This window comes from Halorhodospira abdelmalekii (assembly GCF_016583625.1).
Lineage (GTDB): Bacteria > Pseudomonadota > Gammaproteobacteria > Nitrococcales > Halorhodospiraceae > Halorhodospira > Halorhodospira abdelmalekii.
The window spans coordinates 1-17,972 of record NZ_NRRN01000055.1; the positions used below are offsets into that span (position 1 = coordinate 1).

Sequence of the window (17,972 nt, forward strand, 5' to 3'; positions counted from 1 at the left end):
ATACATGCCAAAGACAGGAGACAAATGGATGCCTTGCAGCCTGCTTGAGCCGTGTGCGGGGAAACTCGCACGCACGGTTCTGAGGGGGCGGGGAACCAGCGATGGTTCCCTGCTACCCGGCGGTGCTCAAGCAGGTGATAGGGTATCGAAAGTAAGAGTTTGTTATCCGGTCGGGAACCGGCCGATGCGTGGAGGGTGGTAAGACCGGGGCATCCTCTGGGTGAGTCGGCGCGCCTGTCGAAGCGCGAAACTCACGCCATAGCGTAGCTTGGCGGGAGTAGTTCATGTAGGAGAACCGACAGCCTCCGGCGGCTCCGGCGTGATCGATCGACCGCTCGGATCAAAAGGCCTGCGGAGCCTCTTACGGGTCGACTTGCGCCGTGCCGACCTGGAGCTAAGCTATCTGCAAGACTTCATCGGCACTGCTCGGGACCAACTGCACCAACTGCGCGAATTCAAAAGTGACTGCTGATCTGGCCCTCACCGCGAAGATGCTAGGCGCTGAATTCGCTCGATCAGCGTGCTCGTCGACGCCCCGTCGACAAAGGGCAGGACCTCGACCCGGCCACCGGCGGCGGTCACGGCATCGGCCCCGGCGATCTCGTGCGGTTGGTAGTCGCCGCCCTTGACTAGGAGATCGGGCTGCACGGCGGCGATTAGGCGCGCCGGGGTCTCCTCGCTAAAGGGCACCACCCAGTCGACAGCGGCGAGTCCGGCGAGCACCGCGGCGCGCTGGGCTAGCGGCACAATCGGGCGTGTCGCCCCTTTTAAGCGCCGCACTGAAGCGTCGTCGTTGATCGCGACGACGAGCCGGTCGCCGCACTGCCGGGCGCGCTGCAAGTAGTCTACATGCCCGGCGTGGAGCAGGTCGAAGCAACCATTGGTCATGACCACACGCTCCCCGACGGCGCGTGCGCTGCGCACCGCGTTGATCAACCCAGGCTCATCGACAACGCCACGGACACCGCCCGGCGACTCCGCACCCCCCGATCCACCACTCGCCGCAGCAAACGCCGTCCGCAACTCGGCCTGGGTCACTGTCGCCGTACCGAGTTTACCAACCACCACGCCGGCTGCCGTATTGGCCAGCGCCGCCGCCGCCGCCAACTCCATCCCCGCCGCCAAACCGACCGCTAGGGTGGCGATCACGGTATCGCCCGCTCCAGTCACATCGAAGACCTCACGCGCGCGCGTCGGCAGATGGACCGGTGCCCCCTCCGCCGGGGCCAAAGTCATACCGGCCTCGCCGCGGGTGACCAAGAGGGCCTCGATCGCCAGCTCACGCGCCAGCGCACCGGCCCGTTCGGCGATCTGCGCCGGACTGCAGCACGCCCCAACCACACTCTCGAACTCGGTCAGGTTGGGCGTGAGCAGGGTGGCACCGCGGTAGCGTTGATAGTCCCGCCCCTTCGGGTCGATCAGGACCGGCAGCCCAGCGGCGCGGGCCGACCCAATCAGCCGTTGGGGATCGGGCAACGCCCCTTTAGCGTAGTCGGAGAGGAGCAGCACGTCTGCCGCACCGAGCAGCGGTTGAGCCAAACGGGCCAGAGCCGCGCCATCAAAGCCGGGAAAGGGCGCCTCGAAGTCGAGCCGCAGCAGCTGCTGATGGCGGCTGATGATGCGCAGCTTGGTGATCGTCTGCGCCGCAGCGATGCGCTCCAGACGACACTCGACACCGGCGGCGACGAGCGCCTGCGTCAGCTCATCAGCGGCCTCGTCATCGCCGCTGGGAGCGGCAAGGGAGGCCTGCGCCCCGAGCGCGGCAATGTTAAGAGCGACGTTGCCGGCCCCACCGGGGCGTGCCTCGCTCTCCTCGACGTGAACCACCGGCACCGGGGCTTCAGGCGAGATGCGCCGCGTTGTACCGGACCAGTAGCGATCAAGCATCAGGTCGCCGACCACGGCCACCCGCACCTGCTCCCAGGCCGACGGCAACGCTAGGGTCATCCCCCGCCCCCGGCGCGGTGCGCCCCGCTCTCGGCACGCTCAGGGGAAGAGTGCGCGGCAACGGATGCGACCGGTGTCAGGTCGACAGCGACGGCTTCGCGCGCAACCCCAGAGGCCGTCAACCCGCCCCCTTCGGCGCTCGTCACGCCGAGCTGCGCTTCATCGAGCTGGGCTAACGCCGCGGCGATCTCGGCCAGCCGCTGCTCAAGCGGCACTGCCCGCTGCGCCGAGCTGGTCGTAACCGCAGCAGTGGCCGCAGCGGCAGAACGATCGGCAGATGCTGCCGGTGCCGCGACACTCGCTGCGCCGCCGTTTGCGCCCGAGCGAGTCTCGGTGGCGCCAGTCGGTACAGGGCCACTGGCGGCACCCTGCGCCGCAGCCGCCGCGCGCAGCGCTTCGATGAGCAGCCGTAGAACATCCAACAAACCGCCGGCACAGGCACGCGTCAGCAGCTGTTCACTGCCGGCGGCGCTGAGCGGTGCTCCAACAAGATCGACCGAATCGATCGGCTGCTGCGGCACGGCGGAAGTTGACGGCGCACCCGAGAGTCGCCAGACGGGCACAAAGGTGGCCTCGTTGCGCTTAGCGCCCCAGAAACGGAAGCTGCCACCCTGCTGCAACGGCAGCGGCAGCATGGGCTCAAGTCGCACCGCGTTCGGTGCAGCCGCCCCCGATGCAGTGCCCTTATCAGTACCCGGTATAGATTCCCCCGCAGTAGTGGTCGCAGTAGCTGCCTTAGCCGTAGCTGGCGCGTCAGCCGCTGTTTGTCGCTCTGCCGCCGCCGAATCGGCCGCTGCGCTGCGCTCACTCGCCTCGAAAAGCGCCTCTTCCTGCGGCCACAGGGTATTGACCACCCGGCGCACGGCCTCGTCGGAGTGCGTGAACCACTTCTCATACGTCTTGGCGTACCAGCCTCGATCGGTGAAGGCGCGCCGCACGAAGTCGACCAGGATGCGCTGCGCCAGCGCGGTGCGCACCGCCTCCCAATCGATCGGTGTAGCCTTGCGGGCACGTCCGGGCTGACGAGGCGGCTCGCGCAGCTGACTCTGCGCCGCGGCGATGATCTGCGGCAGCGCCTGCGCCGCCTCAACGAGCGAACCGCGGGGGCGCTCAATCTGCCGCACCTGCTCCGGCTCGACTAAGTTGCGCCAATCAAAGCCACGCTCAAGGGTCTGATCGAGGAGTGCATCGGCCTCCTCCCCGAGCTGCTGCGTGATCTCCTCCAGCGTTCCGCTCCGATCGTCGGCACCGGCCCCATCGCCCCCGGCGCCCCGGTCACCAAGTTGCCACCGCAGTCGCTCGGCCACCGCGAACGGCGGACGCAACCGGCGCGGCTGCTGCGCCACAGCAAGCTGACGCCGCGGTTTTGCAGCCGGGTCCCCGTGGAGGGCCGCCACCGCTCGCCGCAACTCTCCGCATAGCAGTGCCGCAATGTCCTGCCGCGTCGCTGCCGCCGGCTGATCCGGCGCCCGCTGCAGCAGCGTTGCAAACCGATCGAGCTCATCGCAGTAGGCCGTCAGCAGGCGCTGGCGCGCGCTCAGCGCCTCCCGCAGCGATTTACGCGGTCGCCACCAGCCGTGACCAGCGATGCGCAGTACGCGATCGTAGGCGCTGACCGTCTCCACCTGCCGCGCCTTCTCTAATGCCGCGCGGGTCTCGCGGAAACGCCGGCGCACCCGGAGGCCGCCGCGTATCGCCGCCACCAGCAGCCACAGCGGTAGGAGCACCGCAATGGCCCACGCCCCCCACTCGACGGCCTGCGCCAGCAGCGCCATCCCCTGCGCATCGACATGCTCCGCCAACGCCGACTGCAGCGGCGCCAGCTCAGCGGCTGTCAGGTAGCCGGTCTCCCAAGCTACATATCCGGATAACCAAACCGCGGCCAGCACGACCACGAAGATTGCTGCGACCCGTCGCATTCACTCCTCCTTTGATTGCGCACCCACTAGTCGCGCACCGAGTGGTAAGTGGGGATGGCCTCACGATAGATAAAGTCGACGGCACGCCGATGGCGGCTCGCCGGACTCTCGCGATGCGCGTGGTACTCAGCGTGGAGACGCCCGAGCGGATCTTGATGGAGATCGGCGCCAACGACAAACGCCAAGGCGCGTCGCCACAGTTGCGGGTACTGCGCCCCGCTGCAGACATCAAGCGCCTCCAGAGCCTGGCGCACCACCCGCAACTTCAGTCCCGGGGCGCGCTCGGCAACGGCCTCGCGCACCAACGCGACCACCATCCCGTGGGGGTGAAACGCCTCACCGCTATCCACTTGCAGCAACCGTCCGGCCCATCCTTGCGGCACCATCCACGGCCCCATGCCGCGGGCCAGATCACGAAGCACTTGATCCTCCGTACCGCCCGCGGTTGCCACGGCCGCGATCAGCCACAGTCCGACCAAATCGGCGAGCAGCTGCCGGTGCGCGGTCGGACTTCCAGAGCAGTCGGGCAGGCTGAACAAGGCGGTGCACGCCGCACCGAGCGCGGCCGTGGCGCATTCGTGGTGCACGAAGGGGGTGCCTTGGGCATCAAGCCCGCGCTCAAAGAGCAACACCGGCGCCTGAAAGCGCTCGCGTTCAAGCAACCCAATCAGCGTTGTCAGGTTGTAGGCGGGGGTCCGGTGCACCAAATCAACGATCGGCACGCTCGCCCGCGCACGGGCAGCCGCCCCCCGCACCCCCTCACGATACGCCTCGGGCGAGGAGCAAGCACGCAGCTGCGCATAGAGCATCTCAATGCGGTTATCTCCGGGGGGCTGCTGGCGCACGGCACCGTTCCTCACTCGTACACTCGCCGGATAGCCTACTGTGCAGGCCGCGCCCTGGCTAGTGCCAGCGCTCAACCGAGTGCCCATTCGGAGTGATTCCGGAGCGCCACGAGTTTCTATACAATCTATAGTGCGACAATAGCCCGAGGAGGGGGAAAGCATGCCTGAGCCACAAAGCTATCAGCGTGCAGACTTGCTGCAACCGAACGCTGAACGCCAGCGCCACGTTACCGCCGCCGATTTACCGCTGGCCTGCCCAACGCCTGAGACCTACCTATGGTGCTCTCACCCGCGGGTCTTTTTGCCGGTACACGAAAGCGGCGAGGCGGTCTGTCCCTATTGCGGTACACGCTACTTGCTTGACGATAACGACCGGCTAGCCGTTGACGTTCGTGGGGCTCGTGAGTGGAAGTAACCGCCTAACCTCGCGATCTAACCTCGCGCCAGGCGGCCCACCCCACGCCTTACGTGGCGAGGGCAGTGCGGCTCACGGGCCGCCCGGTGTTGTCCGATCTGCGGAGGTGTCTACTCATGATCGGTGATGGTGTCGATGCCTGGTACCTGGTCTATAGCAAGCCGCGCCAGGAAGAGAAGGCGTGGTGGAACCTGGATGCGCAAGGGTTTCGCTGCTACCTGCCGTACGCGCGCGTGCGCCGTCACCACCGTCGGCGCTACCGCACATTTATCGAGCCGATGTTTCCCCGCTATCTTTTCATTCGTTTGGCGGCTGGAATTGAGGACTGGAGTCCAATCCGTTCGACATATGGGGTCAGCGGCCTGGTTCGCTTCGGTCCCTGGCCAGCCCAAGTCCCCGACGCCTTAGTCGAACTGATCCGCGAGCGCACCGCCCAGGGCTACTGCGATCTCGCCCCGGAACCTCTCCACCCGGGCGAGCGGGTGCGTGTTCTCGACGGCCCCTTCAAGGGGTATGAGGGGATCTTCCAGGCCAAACGCGGTGACGAACGGGCCATTATTCTGCTCGACTTGGTCAATCAACACACCGCCTTGCAGATTTCACAGCACGACCTTGAACGGGCTTAGTCGCGCATTTGAGCCCGCAGGCGCCCGCTAAAACAGATCGACCGGATCGACGTCGAGTGACCAACGCACCGCACGCACGCCCTTGAGCTTAGCCAGCTGCGGCGACCACACCCCGAGGAAGGCCTGCAGCGGCGCGCGCTGCTCGGCGCGCAGCAGCAACTGTACACGCTGTCGCCCCTCTCGCCGCGGCATCGGTGCCGGTATCGGGCCAAGCAGCTCGACGTCCGCAGTCGAACCGGAGTCTGCGGCGCCCAGCAGCCGCTCCCCCTGCTCGCGCGCCTCCACCAAAAACCGCTCGGCGACACTCGCCTCACGGGCCTCGGCGCGCAGCAGCGCCAGTGCCGCAAAGGGCGGCAAGCCGGCTGCAGAGCGCTCCTGCAGGTGCGCCTCGGCGAACGCCCCGTAGCCATGCTCAAGTAGGGTCCGCAGGAGCGGATGCTCCGGGTGGCGAGTCTGCAGCACGACCTCACCCGCCTGCTCCCCTCGCCCAGCCCGTCCGGCGACCTGAACAATCAACTGAGCCAGGCGCTCCGGGGCACGGAAATCGGCACCAAAGAGGCCCTGATCGACGTCGATGATCGCCACCAAGGTCAGCTCCGGCAGGTGGTGACCCTTAGCCAGCATCTGTGTCCCAATGAGCAGCTGCGCCTCGCCGCAGTGCGCCCTAGCCAATGCCGCCTCAAGGGCACCGCGACGGCGTGTTGTATCGCGATCGATACGCACCTGCGAAACGTGCGGGAAGGATTCGCGCAGCGCCTCTTCAAGCCGTTCGGTCCCTGGCCCCAGTGGCAGCAACTGCGTCCCCCCGCACTCTGGACAGGCACTCGGCAGCGGGCGCTCGTACTCGCAGTGGTGACAACGCATCCGTCCGCGCGCCCGATGCACCGTCAATCGCGCATCGCAATGCCGGCACTCAGCCACCCAGCCACAGGCGTGACAGATCAGCACCGGGGCGTAGCCGCGCCGATTGAGAAAGATCATTGCCTGCTGCCCCGCCTCAAGGTGGCGGCTCAGCGCCTGGCGCAAGGGCGCAGAGAGGCCACCGGTCAACGGCCGACTGCGAATGTCGATCACTTGGATACTCGGCGCGCGTGCGGTGCCAGCACGCTGCGGCAAGACCAGGCGAGTGTAGCGCTGCCGCTGGGCGTTGTGCAGCGTCTCGAGCGAGGGGGTGGCCGAGCCAAGCACGATAGGCACCGCGTGCGCCCGGGCGCGCACTACGGCGAGGTCGCGCCCCGAATAGCGAAACCCCTCTTGCTGTGAAAGCGACGGGTCGTGCTCCTCATCGACAACGATCAACCCCAACCGCGGCAGCGGGGTGAGCACCGCCGAGCGCGTCCCCACCACCACCGCTGCCTCACCTGCCCGCGCCGCCAGCCACGCGGCCGTCCGCTCCCCCTCCGCAAGCCCCGAATGGAGCACCACCACGCGGCCAGGCAAGCGCGCCCGCACCCGCTCCAGCAGCTGCGGTGCCAAGCCAATCTCCGGCACCAACAGCAACACTTGCTGACCGCGCGCCAGCACGCGCGCAGCGGCTTGCAGATAGACCTCTGTCTTACCGCTTCCGGTCACCCCATCGAGCAGGAAGGTATGAAAGCCGACCGCTGCCTGGATCGCTGTGAGGGCTTGCCGCTGCGCCTCATCCAGCGGCGGAGGGGAGTCGCCTGGGACATCCGGGATGTTTGGGGACGGGGCCAGGGCCGGTGGTGCGGACAGGGACGAAGAAGCGGTTACGCTACCAGAGAGCGGACCGACCGTGCGTTGTTCGCGCTGTAAGTAACCGCGCCGCTCCAGCTCACGGGCGGCGCGCTGCCACGCCGGTTGCTCGGCAAGCAACTCAGTCGCCGGGGCCGCTCCGCCAACCGACAGCAGCCGCTGCCGCAACGCCTCCTGCCGCGGCGCCTGCGGCAGCAGCGGACCCTCTACCCGAGCCGCCGCGCTCAAAGACCACCACGTCTCTTGCGCACCAGCGGGCGCACCGCGGCGCAACCCGCCGGGCAACGCGGCACTCAGCACCTCGCCGAATGGATAACGGTAGTAGCCAGCCGCCCAGCGTAGGGTCTCGAGCAGTTCACGATCGAAGAGCGGCACCTCATCGAGCCAGCCGTGAGCTCGTCGCAACCGACCCTGGGCAACCGCCGTGCGGGCGGCGACGCCGACGACCACTCCAACCGCCCTCCCCTTCCCAAGCGGCACGTCGATACGGCGCCCAACGACCCGCTCCGCAATCCCCGGTGACGGTGGCAGATAGTCGAGCGGCTCAGGCAGGGGCCGCGGCACCGCCACCTGCAGGAGCCGAGCGGGTGCGCCCTCAGCGAGGGGATCATCGACTGGATCCGCAACGTTATCGTCGGCTCGATCGTCCATCGCCTCTCCGTAAGGATGCCGTAGAGATACCGTGCTGATACCGACAGAGGCCGTCTGGGTGCGACCACGCGCCGCCGCTACCGCCGGGTGGGGCAAGTGGCGAGGGTGACGCGCCGAGGCACGCGCGTTAGAGTCGGGCGCTATGGAGTTCGAAAAAGCCATCGCGACACTGCAGCACCACGCCTTGCGCATCCTGCGTGCCGCACAACCGCACGGTCTCGATGAGTGGACGTTGATGGAGGCGCTAGCCGAGGCTGGCTGCCGACTCTTCGAGCGCGCCGCCCGGCAGCGCCCCGAAACGCTCTTCCGCGCCCACTTCATCCTCTTTCACGCCCTCTACCGAGTGCGCCCACAGCTCGCCGCCGAGGGACTGACTCTGCAGATTCACTGCCTCGACATCCGTCTTTGCCCTCATCCGCAGCCGCACGCCCAGTCTGGTGCGCTCGCGGCGGGTGACGAGGTCGCCGCCTTCTATCTCGACCTCAGCAACCTGGAGGGCATGGACGATACGGCGGTCGAGGCATTGATCGCCGAAGGGCTACGCCGCTGCCTGACGGACGATCTAGCAAACGACCCCGATCACCGCCATGAGGCGCTGGCCGTCCTCGGTCTCGAGGCCGACGCCGACCGCGTACAGATCCGGCGCGCTTATCGCCGTTTAGCGATGCGCCACCACCCCGATCGCGGCGGCGATACGGCGACCCTCCAGCGCATCACCGCCGCCTATCGGCAACTGACTGGTAACTGACTGGTAACTGACCAGCAAACTAACCAACGGGCTATCCGATCAGCGGGCTATCTGGCCAGCAGGCAATCGCGCTAACCGGCATCGCTTGGCACTGCCCTACCGGTGGTGCGTACCCTGGCGAGGCTAACGGCGACCACGCCAGCGCCCGCGCCCCCCGTCCGGAACCCAGCGACCGAAGTAGAAGAGACCGAGCGCCAACCAGGCGGTCGTCATCACTGCCGCCAGGATCAATACCGCCACCGGGCCAAACTGATAGATCAACGGCAGCGAGGCCGCCGTGAAGAGCCCGCCACCAACGATCGGTTCGAAGAGCAGCTGTTTGTAGCCGAAACTCTCCAGGGCCCCAGAGCGGTTACTCGGGTCGGCCATGCGCATCAGCAGCACCCCGGTTACGGTCACCCCCATCGACTGACCAAAATCGCCCACGCCGCGCTCAAACCAGTTCTCGGGAATCACGCGCGGGGCGATGACCAGCAGCACGAAGAGCGACCAGGCGATACCGGTCAGCGCCAGTAATATAAAGGGCACCCAATGCTCACCGAGGACGGTGAGCGAGAGGGTAGCCAGGGCCGCAACGATGGTGAAATCGAGCGCCGTCCCCGAGATTCGCGCCATCGTCCGCGCCGAGATGCGCTCACCGTAGCCGCTGCGGTCGATAAACACCTGCAGCAAGACACCACCGAGCATCGCCATCGGGAAGAGCGGCACGTGCGCCAAGACCGCCACACCGCCATCGCGTGCCCAGGTCACCGACTCAAACCACTGCAGTCCATTCAGCAGCGCCCAGCCAATCACCACGGCCAGCCCGACCAGCCCCAGGTGCACGGTCAGCGGATCGGTCGCCGCCTGCTCGGCCTGCCGCTCGCGCCGCCACTGCTGCCACTCCGGTGAATGGGCCGACGGCAGCCCCCCTGCGGCATCGGCATGCCCGGCGGCGTTCGGTGAGTCGATCACACCGCGCCGGACCGCGATATTGATCATCACCGTACCGATGAGCACGCCGCTGACGATGCCGACCGTAGCCAGCCCTAAAGCCAGATCGGCACCTGCCGGAAAGCCCAACTCAGCGAACGATGCCGCCATACCGGCAGCCGTCCCGTGCCCGCCCTCAAAGCCGATCTCAATCAGCGCCCCAGCGAGCGGACTCATGCCGAAGAGCGGCACCAAGACCAGGATCGCCAAGAGCAGACCGACGACATACTGCCCCCACGCCAAGGTCTGCCCGACGACCACCTGCGGACCCGCCCGCATCCAGATCTCGCGCAGCCCGGGCAGTGGCTTACCGAGGAAGAGCGCAGCAAAGACGACGCTGATTAGCAGCCCGGGGATGGCGCTCCACGTCTCAAGCACGAACTCGGGGAAGAGCCCACCGCCCTCTTCGAAGGGGCTCTCCAGCCAGCGCCCTAAGACCTCGGGGCCAAGCAGCAGCGCCACCACCCCGGCGATGATCGAGCTCGGCAAGAAGAGCCGTTGCGCCCACAGCAGATGATTGCGCAGTACAGCAGCGCCGAGGACTAAGAGACTCAGCAGCAGCAATGCGGTCAGAATCTCGGCTGCCGTCATCGCACCCCTCCTGCGGGCGTAGATCCGGCCTCGGCGGCATGCGGAGAGGGCGATAGTGCCGCCCCAGGCGGTGTACCGAAGGCGTGCATGGCGAAATCGACCCGCTCGGCAGCGCTCTCATGTCGCCGCTGCAAGCTTTCAATCAACCGCAGCCGCGGCAACAGGCCCGCGCCATTGGCAATCTGCACCGACAGCCCGGGGCGAGCATTCAGCTCCAGCAGCTGTGGTCCATGCTGCCGGTCGATCACCAGATCCGCTCCGAGATAGCCCAGACCGCTCATTTCCTGGCAGCGCGCCGCCAGCACCAACAGATCGCGCCAATCCGGGATTACCACTTGGTCGAGTTCGCTCCCCGTATCGGGGTGGTGGTAGACGCGACGATCGTTCTGCACCGCGTAGGCGCACTGGCCGCTGCCCAGATCGAGACCGACCCCGATCGCACCTTGGTGCAGGTTCGCCTTACCGGAGGAGGCACGAGTAGCCAGCCGCAGCATCGCCATCACCGGATAGCCGAGAAAGACGATGACCCGGATATCCGGCACCCCCTCGCAAGAGAGCCGTTCAAAGAGAGGATCGAGACAGATTCGCTCTTCGATGATCGCGACATCGGGTGCCCCGGCCAGAGAGTGTAACCCTGCTAGCGTGTTAGAGACGTGCCGACGCAGATCGTCCATGCTCATGCGCCGCCCTCCGGCACTGATCAGCGCACCGTTGCGCCGCTCGCTGATCACCAAGATACCCTTACCGCCAGAGCCTTTAGCCGGTTTGATGACGAACTCGTTGAGCCCGTCAATCCGCTGCTCTAGCCGACGCACCTCGTGCTGCTGTCGGATTACTCCGTGCAGCTGCGGCGTACTCACCCCGTACTCCCTAGCCAGCAGCTTCGTGCGCAGCTTATCATCGACACCCGGATAGAGGCGACGCTCGTTATAGCGGCCGATATAGTCGATATTGCGCTGATTCATGCCAAGCACACCGGCAGTACGCAGTCGCCGTGCCTCAAGCCAGTGATGCGACCACAGCTGCTGCCAGAGCGCCCGCCCCGCCGCATACCACGAACGGCTCGCGGTGACGGGCGTAGGGGGCCCGGGCAGCGGTGACCGCTGCCGGTCGGGCTCCGCGCTCTCTGCGCCCTCTGTGCTCATCCGCTCTTCTCGGTAAAGGCGCCGAAGCGCCGTAACTCAAGCAGCCGGTAGCCGGTGTACTGCCCCATGAGCATGATCAGCGCCACAACGATCAGGTTGATCTCCGGAAAGTTAAAGGTCAGGTGCTGCATCAGCGGCCAACTCATCAGGGCGTAGGCGGCCAAGGCGACGATCAAACTCCCGCTGCCCTGGACGAGCACCTCGTGCGGCCCCTCCTCTTCCCACAAGATCGACATCCGCTCGATTGTCCACGCGATGATGATAATCGGGAAGAAGGCCAGCGTCATACCGGTGGCAAAGCCGAGCTGATAGCCGAGCAGGCTCAACAAGCCAATCAAAAAGACGACAATAACAATCACCGTTGCGATTCGCGCAACGAGCAGCAGATTCAATCGCGATAGGTAGCTGCGCAGGAGCAACCCCAGGGCGACAATGCCGACGAAACTGACTAGGCCGGCGAGTAGTTCAGTCTGTAGAAAGGCCAGGGCAATGAGCACCGGCATGAAGGTCCCCGAGGTCCGCACCCCCACCAGGACGCGCAAGAAGACCGTCACCAGCGCGCCCAACGGCAACAGCAATAGCAACTTAAAGACCGTCTGCTGTTCAATCGGCAGCTGGTGGACACTCAACATGCTGATCAGTGCCCCCTGCTCGTCCATGCGCGCAAGCTGCTCAGCGGGCACCCGCTGCTGGTTCATCGAGAAGACGACACGCGCCCCGCTCCCACCAAAGAGATCGATCAGCGACGCCCCACCGCGGTGCCAGAGCAGCATATCGTCGGCCACCCCCTGATGGCCGGTCTGTGGATCAAACGGCACCCAATACTCACTGGCGTAGACCTCAAGGAGTGGCGTTGGACTCTGATTGCGGCGACCATCTTCGAGCCTCAAGCCCATCGCTCGACGCGCTGGCACGCCCGCTTGGTGGAGCAGACGCTCGATGACCTCGACTCGCTCGTAGCGATTAAGCAGCAACGAGGCATTATCGTCGACCGGCCCACGGAAAGCGGCGATGAGCTGTCGGGTCAAACTCTCAGGGGTGCTTGAGGCCTGCTTGGCGCGCTCAAGGATCTGGGCAGCGGCGGTCTCCTCGGCCCCCGACCAGGTCGGTGCCGACGGCGTCGGCGGTTCCTGGGTGGGGTTGCTATGGCGGTAGGCGCGGCCATTCGGTACGGCGTGGATCTTATAGTAGAGCGTCTGCGGCCCACTCGCCTCGCGAATCGACCACTCGCCGCGCAGCACCCCGTCCTCTTCGACCTTATCGAAGCCGTAGCCGGGTGAGGCGGTATGGGCGAAGGAGACGTCAAAACCGGGGGGATCGCTCGGGATGTTGAAACTGACCAGGACCCCTTCACCCGTCGCCTCGAAGTCGATCCGCGCCTCGACCAGCCACACCGGCTGCTGCACTCCAGGCCAGAACGGCACTCCGGCGTCGATGTGACGCCACGCAGCCATAGCGCTGCCAACGATCACCAGGGTTGCAATCAGGGCAAAGAAGACCGTCCGAGCACTCATTGAGCCATCACTACCGCACGTTCGCCGGGCAACCCATCGTGCTTGACCAAACCCGCCCTGGCCCAGCGGCGACTTAGCAAGCCTGGCGCCCGCCTACTCTTCGCCATTCGAGGCATCGTCATCGTCACCGACATCGTCTTCCTCGTCCCCACTCTCCTCGGCGTCGGGGTCGAGCTTCTCGACATAGTCATCCGCGGTCACCGCTTCGAGATCGTCATCGTCGGGGGTCGCCGGGGAGGTCACTCGCACCAGCCCAACATCGACCAGGGCAACATCGCGGAGAAGGTTGCGACCAATCAGCAATGGGTGGGTCAGGTGGCTGCGATCGGTCAGGGTTAACTCGATGAGCTCTGAGATCTCGCCGACGGTTACGTGCAGTTCCACAACCGGGCGCTCCTCGGCACCGGCGGCTTGGGTAATCCGCGAGACGCGCGCACGCGGGCGTTCAAGCGCAAAGCGCTCCTCACGAGCCGGGTCGACGATCTCGAAGCGCACCCACGGCTCACCATCTCGTTCGAACGGCTCGATATTACGCGCATCCAGCGACGAAGTGTTCGCCCCAGTATCGATGCGCGCATCGAGTTGAACACCCGGAGGATCAATCTGTGCCGGTTCGATCTCGCCGAGCACATACATCCGCTCGCCGCTGATCTGCTGATCAGCGTGCAAGCGCTCCTCCGGACAAGGGGCGTTGTCACGCTCCGGGCACCCGAGCGCGAAAAGTCCTACGCCGAGTAAGGTCCGCTGCGCCAACAACGACTCCATGGCGCCGATTAGACGCTCGCGCTGCTGTTGCTCTTCGCGCCAACGCAGCCCATCAGCAACCTGCGCACGGTGCTCAATGAGATCGGCGTGCAGCAAAGCCAGAGCCGAGGTTTGCCGCCCGCCCTGCTCTTCGATCTGCACGGCCAACTCATCAAGGCGCAGCTCAAGGCGCTCCGGGGTCTCTTGATCGACCCATATCACACCGCTGCAACCGCTCGCCAGGACCGCCCCGCCAACCAGCGCCAGGGTGCGCACACCGCGCACGCGCACACCACCCCAGCCCCTGCCCCAACGGGGAACTGCAGCCCACGGGCCAGCTTTAGCCACAGCCACAGCCACAGCCACAGCCACAACAGCAAGGACGACCACGGCAGTAGCAATCACATCCGCACCCACGACACGACTACGGCCATGCGCGCTTGACCTCTTCGACAACCGTTGCGCTGTCGAGGTCGTCACAAGCGGCGGCCAGGATACAGGCGATCGCCGAAACCGCCTCGGGGTCGCAACTCGGACACTTACGGCGCACTACGACACCGGCGTTCCACGCCGCATCGCGCCAGCGCTGCGCCGGCGGAGCTGCCGGCAAACCGTCCGGCAGATCTTGCAAAAAGAGCTGCTGCTCAATCGACTCGGCCCGCAGTTCGGCATTGATCAGCTCTTTACGCAGTTGCTGCGTCTCCTCCTCAGCGCCGCGCGGCGGGTGTAACTTGAGATGGCGACGCAGCGCCCGCAGCGGCTCGATGACCTCTCGATCCCACTCTTGACCACGGCGGATCGCCCCCTCAATGTTGGTGACGCCGAAGCGGCCATACCCCTGCAGGCCGCTCCAGACCGCCGCCAGCAACATGCTGATCGACAGGCCGTAGCGGGCCTGCAGTTTCAGACAGGCCGCCTCGACGCCGGCACGGGCGTAGACGGTCTCAGCAAAGCGCCACAGTCGCTCCGAGTCGTCCACGATCGTGCCTCCCTCCGGACTCTTGGTCCGGCTTTACATGCTCTTAACGGTCTGCACCATCTCGGCCACCACCTTTTGGGCGTCGCCGAAGACCATGCGCGTATTGTCGCGGAAGAAGAGAGTGTTCTCGACCCCGGAGAAGCCAGCCCCACGGCCTCGCTTCACCACCAGGACATTATCGGCGTAATCGACGTTGAGGATCGGCATCCCGTAGATCGGGCTGCTCTCATCCTCGCGGGCCGCCGGGTTGACGACATCGTTCGCGCCGATGATCAACACCACGTCGGTGCCTTCGAACTCTTCGTTGATCTCATCCATGTCGTAGATCATATCGTACGGCACACCGGCCTCGGCGAGCAGCACGTTCATGTGTCCCGGCATCCGTCCGGCCACCGGGTGGATGGCGAACTTCACCTCGACGTCGTGCTGTTGCAGCAGCTCGACCATCTCCCAGAGCTTATGCTGCGCCTGCGCCACCGCCAGCCCGTAGCCCGGGACAATGACCACCCGATCGGCGTAGGCCATCATGTAGGCGCCATCGGCCGGGCCGACCTCCTTCATCTCGCCGCCTTCGCTGCTTCCGGAGGCACTCGGCGTCGCCCCGAAGCCGCTGAAGAGGATATTGGCAATAGAGCGGTTCATGGCCTTGGCCATCAAGACCGTCAGCAACATACCGGCGGCACCGACCACAGTACCGGCAATGATCAGCGCCAGGTTGCCGAGGACGTAGCCCTTGAAGCCGACCGCCAAACCGGTCAAGGCGTTAAAGAGCGAGATCACCACCGGCATATCGGCGCCACCGATCGGCACGGTGATAAAGATGCCAAGAGCCAGCGCGGCGAGGAAGAAGAGCAGGATCGGGAAGCCGGAGCCGGTGTGGTAGACCCAGAGCGCCAACAGCGCCGTGACCACCGCCAGACCGACGTTCCACCACTGGTGATTCTCGACCAGGGTCGACTTCTTCAGCCGCTCATCGAGTTTCGCCCAGGCGATCATCGAACCGGAGAAGGCCACCGACCCGATCACACCACCGAGCAGCGCCAACACTGCGACGTCCGAGCCCATCTCCGCGGCGACACTGGTGCCCTCAGTCGCGCGCGCCCCCTGCAGCAACGCAACGGCCGCAATGGCGCCGGCCGAGCCACCGCCCAGGCCGTTGTAGACGGCCACCATCTGCGGCATCTCGGTCATCTTGACCTTGATCGCGGTAAACCAGGCAAAACCACCACCAATGGCCACCGCGAGGATGATCAGGGTGATATTGCCCACCCCCTCGACACTCGGGTGGAAGAGGGTCGCCGCGGTCGCCAGCACCATACCGACACCAGCCCACATCACCCCCTGCCGGGCGGTTACCGGCGAGCTCATCGCCTTGAGGCCGAAGATAAAGAGAACGGCGGCGACGAAGTAACTAAGCTGAACGAACCAATCCATCTCTAGCCGTCCTCCTTCTTACTGCTTTTGAACATCTCCAACATCCGCTCGGTCACGACGTAGCCACCGACCGCGTTGGCAGCGCCCAAAAGCACTGCAACAAAGCCGATCGCCTGCTCCAGCGGCGTCTCGGCCACTCCGAGCGCCACCATAGCACCGACCACAACGATCCCGTGGATGAAGTTCGAGCCGGACATCAGCGGCGTGTGCAGGATCACCGGTACGCGCGTGATGACCTCGTAGCCGGCGACCGCCGCCAGCATGAATACGTAGAGCGCGACGACTCCGCTGACTTCGATCATGAATCCCCTCCTTCCAGGCGCTCCCGGGTCGGGCCGTGACGGACTTCACCGGCGTGAGTCAAGCAGGTATCAGCGATGACCTGATCGTCCCAATCGAGCTCAAGCGCTCCATCGGTGATCATCAAGGAAAGCAGATTATAGAGGTTCTTACAGTACATCTCGCTGGCGTGCACCGGCAGACCGGCCGGCAGATTCTCCGGCCCGATAACCGCCACCCCTTTGTGGGTGATCTCTTTACCGGAGCGGGTGACGGCACAGTTGCCGCCCGTCTCCGCCGCCATATCGACGATGACCGCACCCCGCTGCATCCGCTCGACCGTCGTCTTGCCGATGATGCGCGGCGCCGCGCGCCCCGGCACGGCCGCCGTGGTGATCACCACATGGGCTTTGGTGACTTGCTCAGCGAGCGCCTCCTCCTGCTGCTTACGCTCCTTGGCGGTGAGCTCGCGGGCGTAGCCGCCCTCACCGACCGCCTCGACACCGGTATCGATGAATTTCGCCCCGAGCGATTCGACCTGCTCTTTGGTCTCGGGGCGCACGTCGTATGCCTGCACCTGGGCACCGAGTCGACGACAGGTGGCGATCGCTTGCAGCCCGGCCACGCCGGCTCCGACGATGACGACGCGCGCTGGCCGGATGGTCCCGGCGGCCGTGGTCAGCATCGGGAAAAAGCGCGGCGAGCGCTCAGCGGCGATCAGGGCCGCCTTGTAGCCAGCCGCCGCCGCCTGCGAAGAGAGCGCGTCGATCGACTGGGCGCGGGTAATGCGCGGCACCAGCTCCATAGCAAAGCTGGTGGCCTTGCGTTGGCAGAGCGTCTGAATCCGCTCATCGCCTTCGTGCGGCGCCATGAAGCCAACGATGACTTTATTTTGACGCAGCTGGCTGACGTCCTTAGGCGTCGGTGGCTGCACGGTCAGCAGCACATCGGCTTGACGGAACAGCTCGGTCCTGCTGACGATCTCTACTCCGCCCTCCGCGTACTCAGCATCGTCAAAACCGGCATCGGCACCGGCACCCTTCTCAAGCAGTAACTCGACGCCGAGTTTGCCGAATTGCTTCAGGGCCCCGGGGACGAGCGCGACTCGCCGCTCGCCGGGCCGGGTCTCCTTCGGCACGGCAACCTTGATGGCCATGGTTCGATCCCCCGTTATACGGCAAATAATGTAGTGTTTGACAGCAAACGCCCACGCTGCACCGGCAGGGGCACTCATCGCCCCACCCGCCACATCGGGACTCCCAACCGCGCTCGACAGCGGCAAACCAAAGCACCCCGGGCCATCCGAAGGTCACTCCGGACTCCCCTGGAGTCGATCGAGTCAAGGCCGAGCAAGCGCGGGCGAACGGGGGGATCGTAGCGAATCCCCGAGGGGCTGTGAAGCGCTGCCCCGCTCTGGCCCCCTGCCCCGGCCTCCTGACTACCCCTC

General features: G+C 65.7%; 15 protein-coding genes. 3 read left to right on the forward strand and 12 right to left on the reverse strand.

Features of this window, described 5'->3' with window-relative positions; all coding sequences use genetic code 11:
• Positions 1 to 480: 480 nt before the first annotated feature.
• From hldE to CKO15_RS11650, 3 genes are read right to left on the reverse strand one after another with little or no spacing between them, the layout of a single operon-like run.
• Positions 481 to 1,947 (reverse strand): bifunctional D-glycero-beta-D-manno-heptose-7-phosphate kinase/D-glycero-beta-D-manno-heptose 1-phosphate adenylyltransferase HldE, encoded by a 1,467-nt coding sequence (hldE, locus tag CKO15_RS11640; RefSeq protein ID WP_200196443.1) that lies wholly within the window; start codon positions 1,945 to 1,947, stop codon positions 481 to 483.
• A complete protein-coding gene (locus tag CKO15_RS11645; protein WP_200196446.1) occupies positions 1,944 to 3,866 on the reverse strand; it encodes a hypothetical protein in 1,923 nt (640 codons plus the stop codon). The genes hldE and CKO15_RS11645 overlap by 4 nt, the downstream gene beginning before the upstream one ends.
• Positions 3,867 to 3,892: 26 nt before the next feature.
• The gene (locus CKO15_RS11650) at positions 3,893 to 4,726 is read right to left on the reverse strand and encodes a hypothetical protein (RefSeq protein ID WP_200196449.1); all 834 of its coding nucleotides are present in this window, start codon (positions 4,724 to 4,726) and stop codon (positions 3,893 to 3,895) included.
• Positions 4,727 to 4,871: 145 nt separating this feature from the next.
• On the opposite strand from CKO15_RS11650, the gene CKO15_RS11655 reads away from it, so the two are divergent.
• Together CKO15_RS11655 and rfaH are read left to right on the forward strand one after the other, a co-directional pair.
• Entirely contained in the window at positions 4,872 to 5,126 is a 255-nt protein-coding gene (locus CKO15_RS11655; protein ID WP_200196451.1) for a zinc-finger domain-containing protein, read from the forward strand.
• A 116-nt stretch (positions 5,127 to 5,242) separates the two neighbouring features.
• Positions 5,243 to 5,752 carry a transcription/translation regulatory transformer protein RfaH gene (gene rfaH / locus CKO15_RS11660; RefSeq protein ID WP_200196453.1) on the forward strand — a complete coding sequence of 170 codons (510 nt, stop codon included), beginning with the start codon at positions 5,243 to 5,245 and terminating at the stop codon, positions 5,750 to 5,752.
• Between the two features lie 27 nt (positions 5,753 to 5,779).
• On the opposite strand, the gene CKO15_RS11665 is transcribed toward rfaH, so the two are convergent.
• Positions 5,780 to 8,119, reverse strand: coding sequence for a primosomal protein N' (locus CKO15_RS11665; RefSeq protein WP_200196455.1), 2,340 nt, complete (start codon positions 8,117 to 8,119; stop codon positions 5,780 to 5,782).
• 142 nt (positions 8,120 to 8,261) lie between these two features.
• On the opposite strand from CKO15_RS11665, the gene CKO15_RS11670 reads away from it, so the two are divergent.
• Positions 8,262 to 8,867: a DNA-J related domain-containing protein gene (locus CKO15_RS11670; protein ID WP_200196457.1), complete on the forward strand. Its 606-nt coding sequence runs from the start codon at positions 8,262 to 8,264 to the stop codon at positions 8,865 to 8,867.
• Positions 8,868 to 8,990: 123 nt separating this feature from the next.
• On the opposite strand, the gene CKO15_RS11675 is transcribed toward CKO15_RS11670, so the two are convergent.
• From CKO15_RS11675 to CKO15_RS11710, 8 genes are all read right to left on the reverse strand, one after another.
• Positions 8,991 to 10,430, reverse strand: coding sequence for a sodium/glutamate symporter (locus CKO15_RS11675; RefSeq protein ID WP_200196459.1), 1,440 nt, complete (start codon positions 10,428 to 10,430; stop codon positions 8,991 to 8,993).
• Positions 10,427 to 11,575, reverse strand: a complete 1,149-nt coding sequence (locus CKO15_RS11680; RefSeq protein WP_200196461.1) for an alpha-L-glutamate ligase-like protein — start codon at positions 11,573 to 11,575, stop codon at positions 10,427 to 10,429. The genes CKO15_RS11675 and CKO15_RS11680 overlap by 4 nt, the downstream gene beginning before the upstream one ends.
• Complete coding sequence (locus CKO15_RS11685) at positions 11,572 to 13,089, reverse strand: inactive transglutaminase family protein (RefSeq protein WP_200196463.1); 1,518 nt, start codon at positions 13,087 to 13,089, stop codon at positions 11,572 to 11,574. The genes CKO15_RS11680 and CKO15_RS11685 overlap by 4 nt, the downstream gene beginning before the upstream one ends.
• A 93-nt stretch (positions 13,090 to 13,182) precedes the next feature.
• Entirely contained in the window at positions 13,183 to 14,124 is a 942-nt protein-coding gene (locus tag CKO15_RS14550) for a putative ATP-dependent zinc protease (RefSeq protein WP_200196465.1), read from the reverse strand.
• Between the two features lie 133 nt (positions 14,125 to 14,257).
• Positions 14,258 to 14,812 carry a TIGR02444 family protein gene (locus CKO15_RS11695; RefSeq protein ID WP_338036057.1) on the reverse strand — a complete coding sequence of 185 codons (555 nt, stop codon included), beginning with the start codon at positions 14,810 to 14,812 and terminating at the stop codon, positions 14,258 to 14,260.
• Positions 14,813 to 14,845: 33 nt separating this feature from the next.
• A complete protein-coding gene (locus tag CKO15_RS11700; RefSeq protein WP_200196468.1) occupies positions 14,846 to 16,246 on the reverse strand; it encodes an NAD(P)(+) transhydrogenase (Re/Si-specific) subunit beta in 1,401 nt (466 codons plus the stop codon).
• 2 nt (positions 16,247 to 16,248) lie between these two features.
• Entirely contained in the window at positions 16,249 to 16,548 is a 300-nt protein-coding gene (locus tag CKO15_RS11705; protein WP_207124081.1) for an NAD(P) transhydrogenase subunit alpha part 2, read from the reverse strand.
• Positions 16,545 to 17,681, reverse strand: coding sequence for a Re/Si-specific NAD(P)(+) transhydrogenase subunit alpha (locus tag CKO15_RS11710; RefSeq protein ID WP_200196471.1), 1,137 nt, complete (start codon positions 17,679 to 17,681; stop codon positions 16,545 to 16,547). The genes CKO15_RS11705 and CKO15_RS11710 overlap by 4 nt, the downstream gene beginning before the upstream one ends.
• Positions 17,682 to 17,972 lie beyond the last annotated feature (291 nt).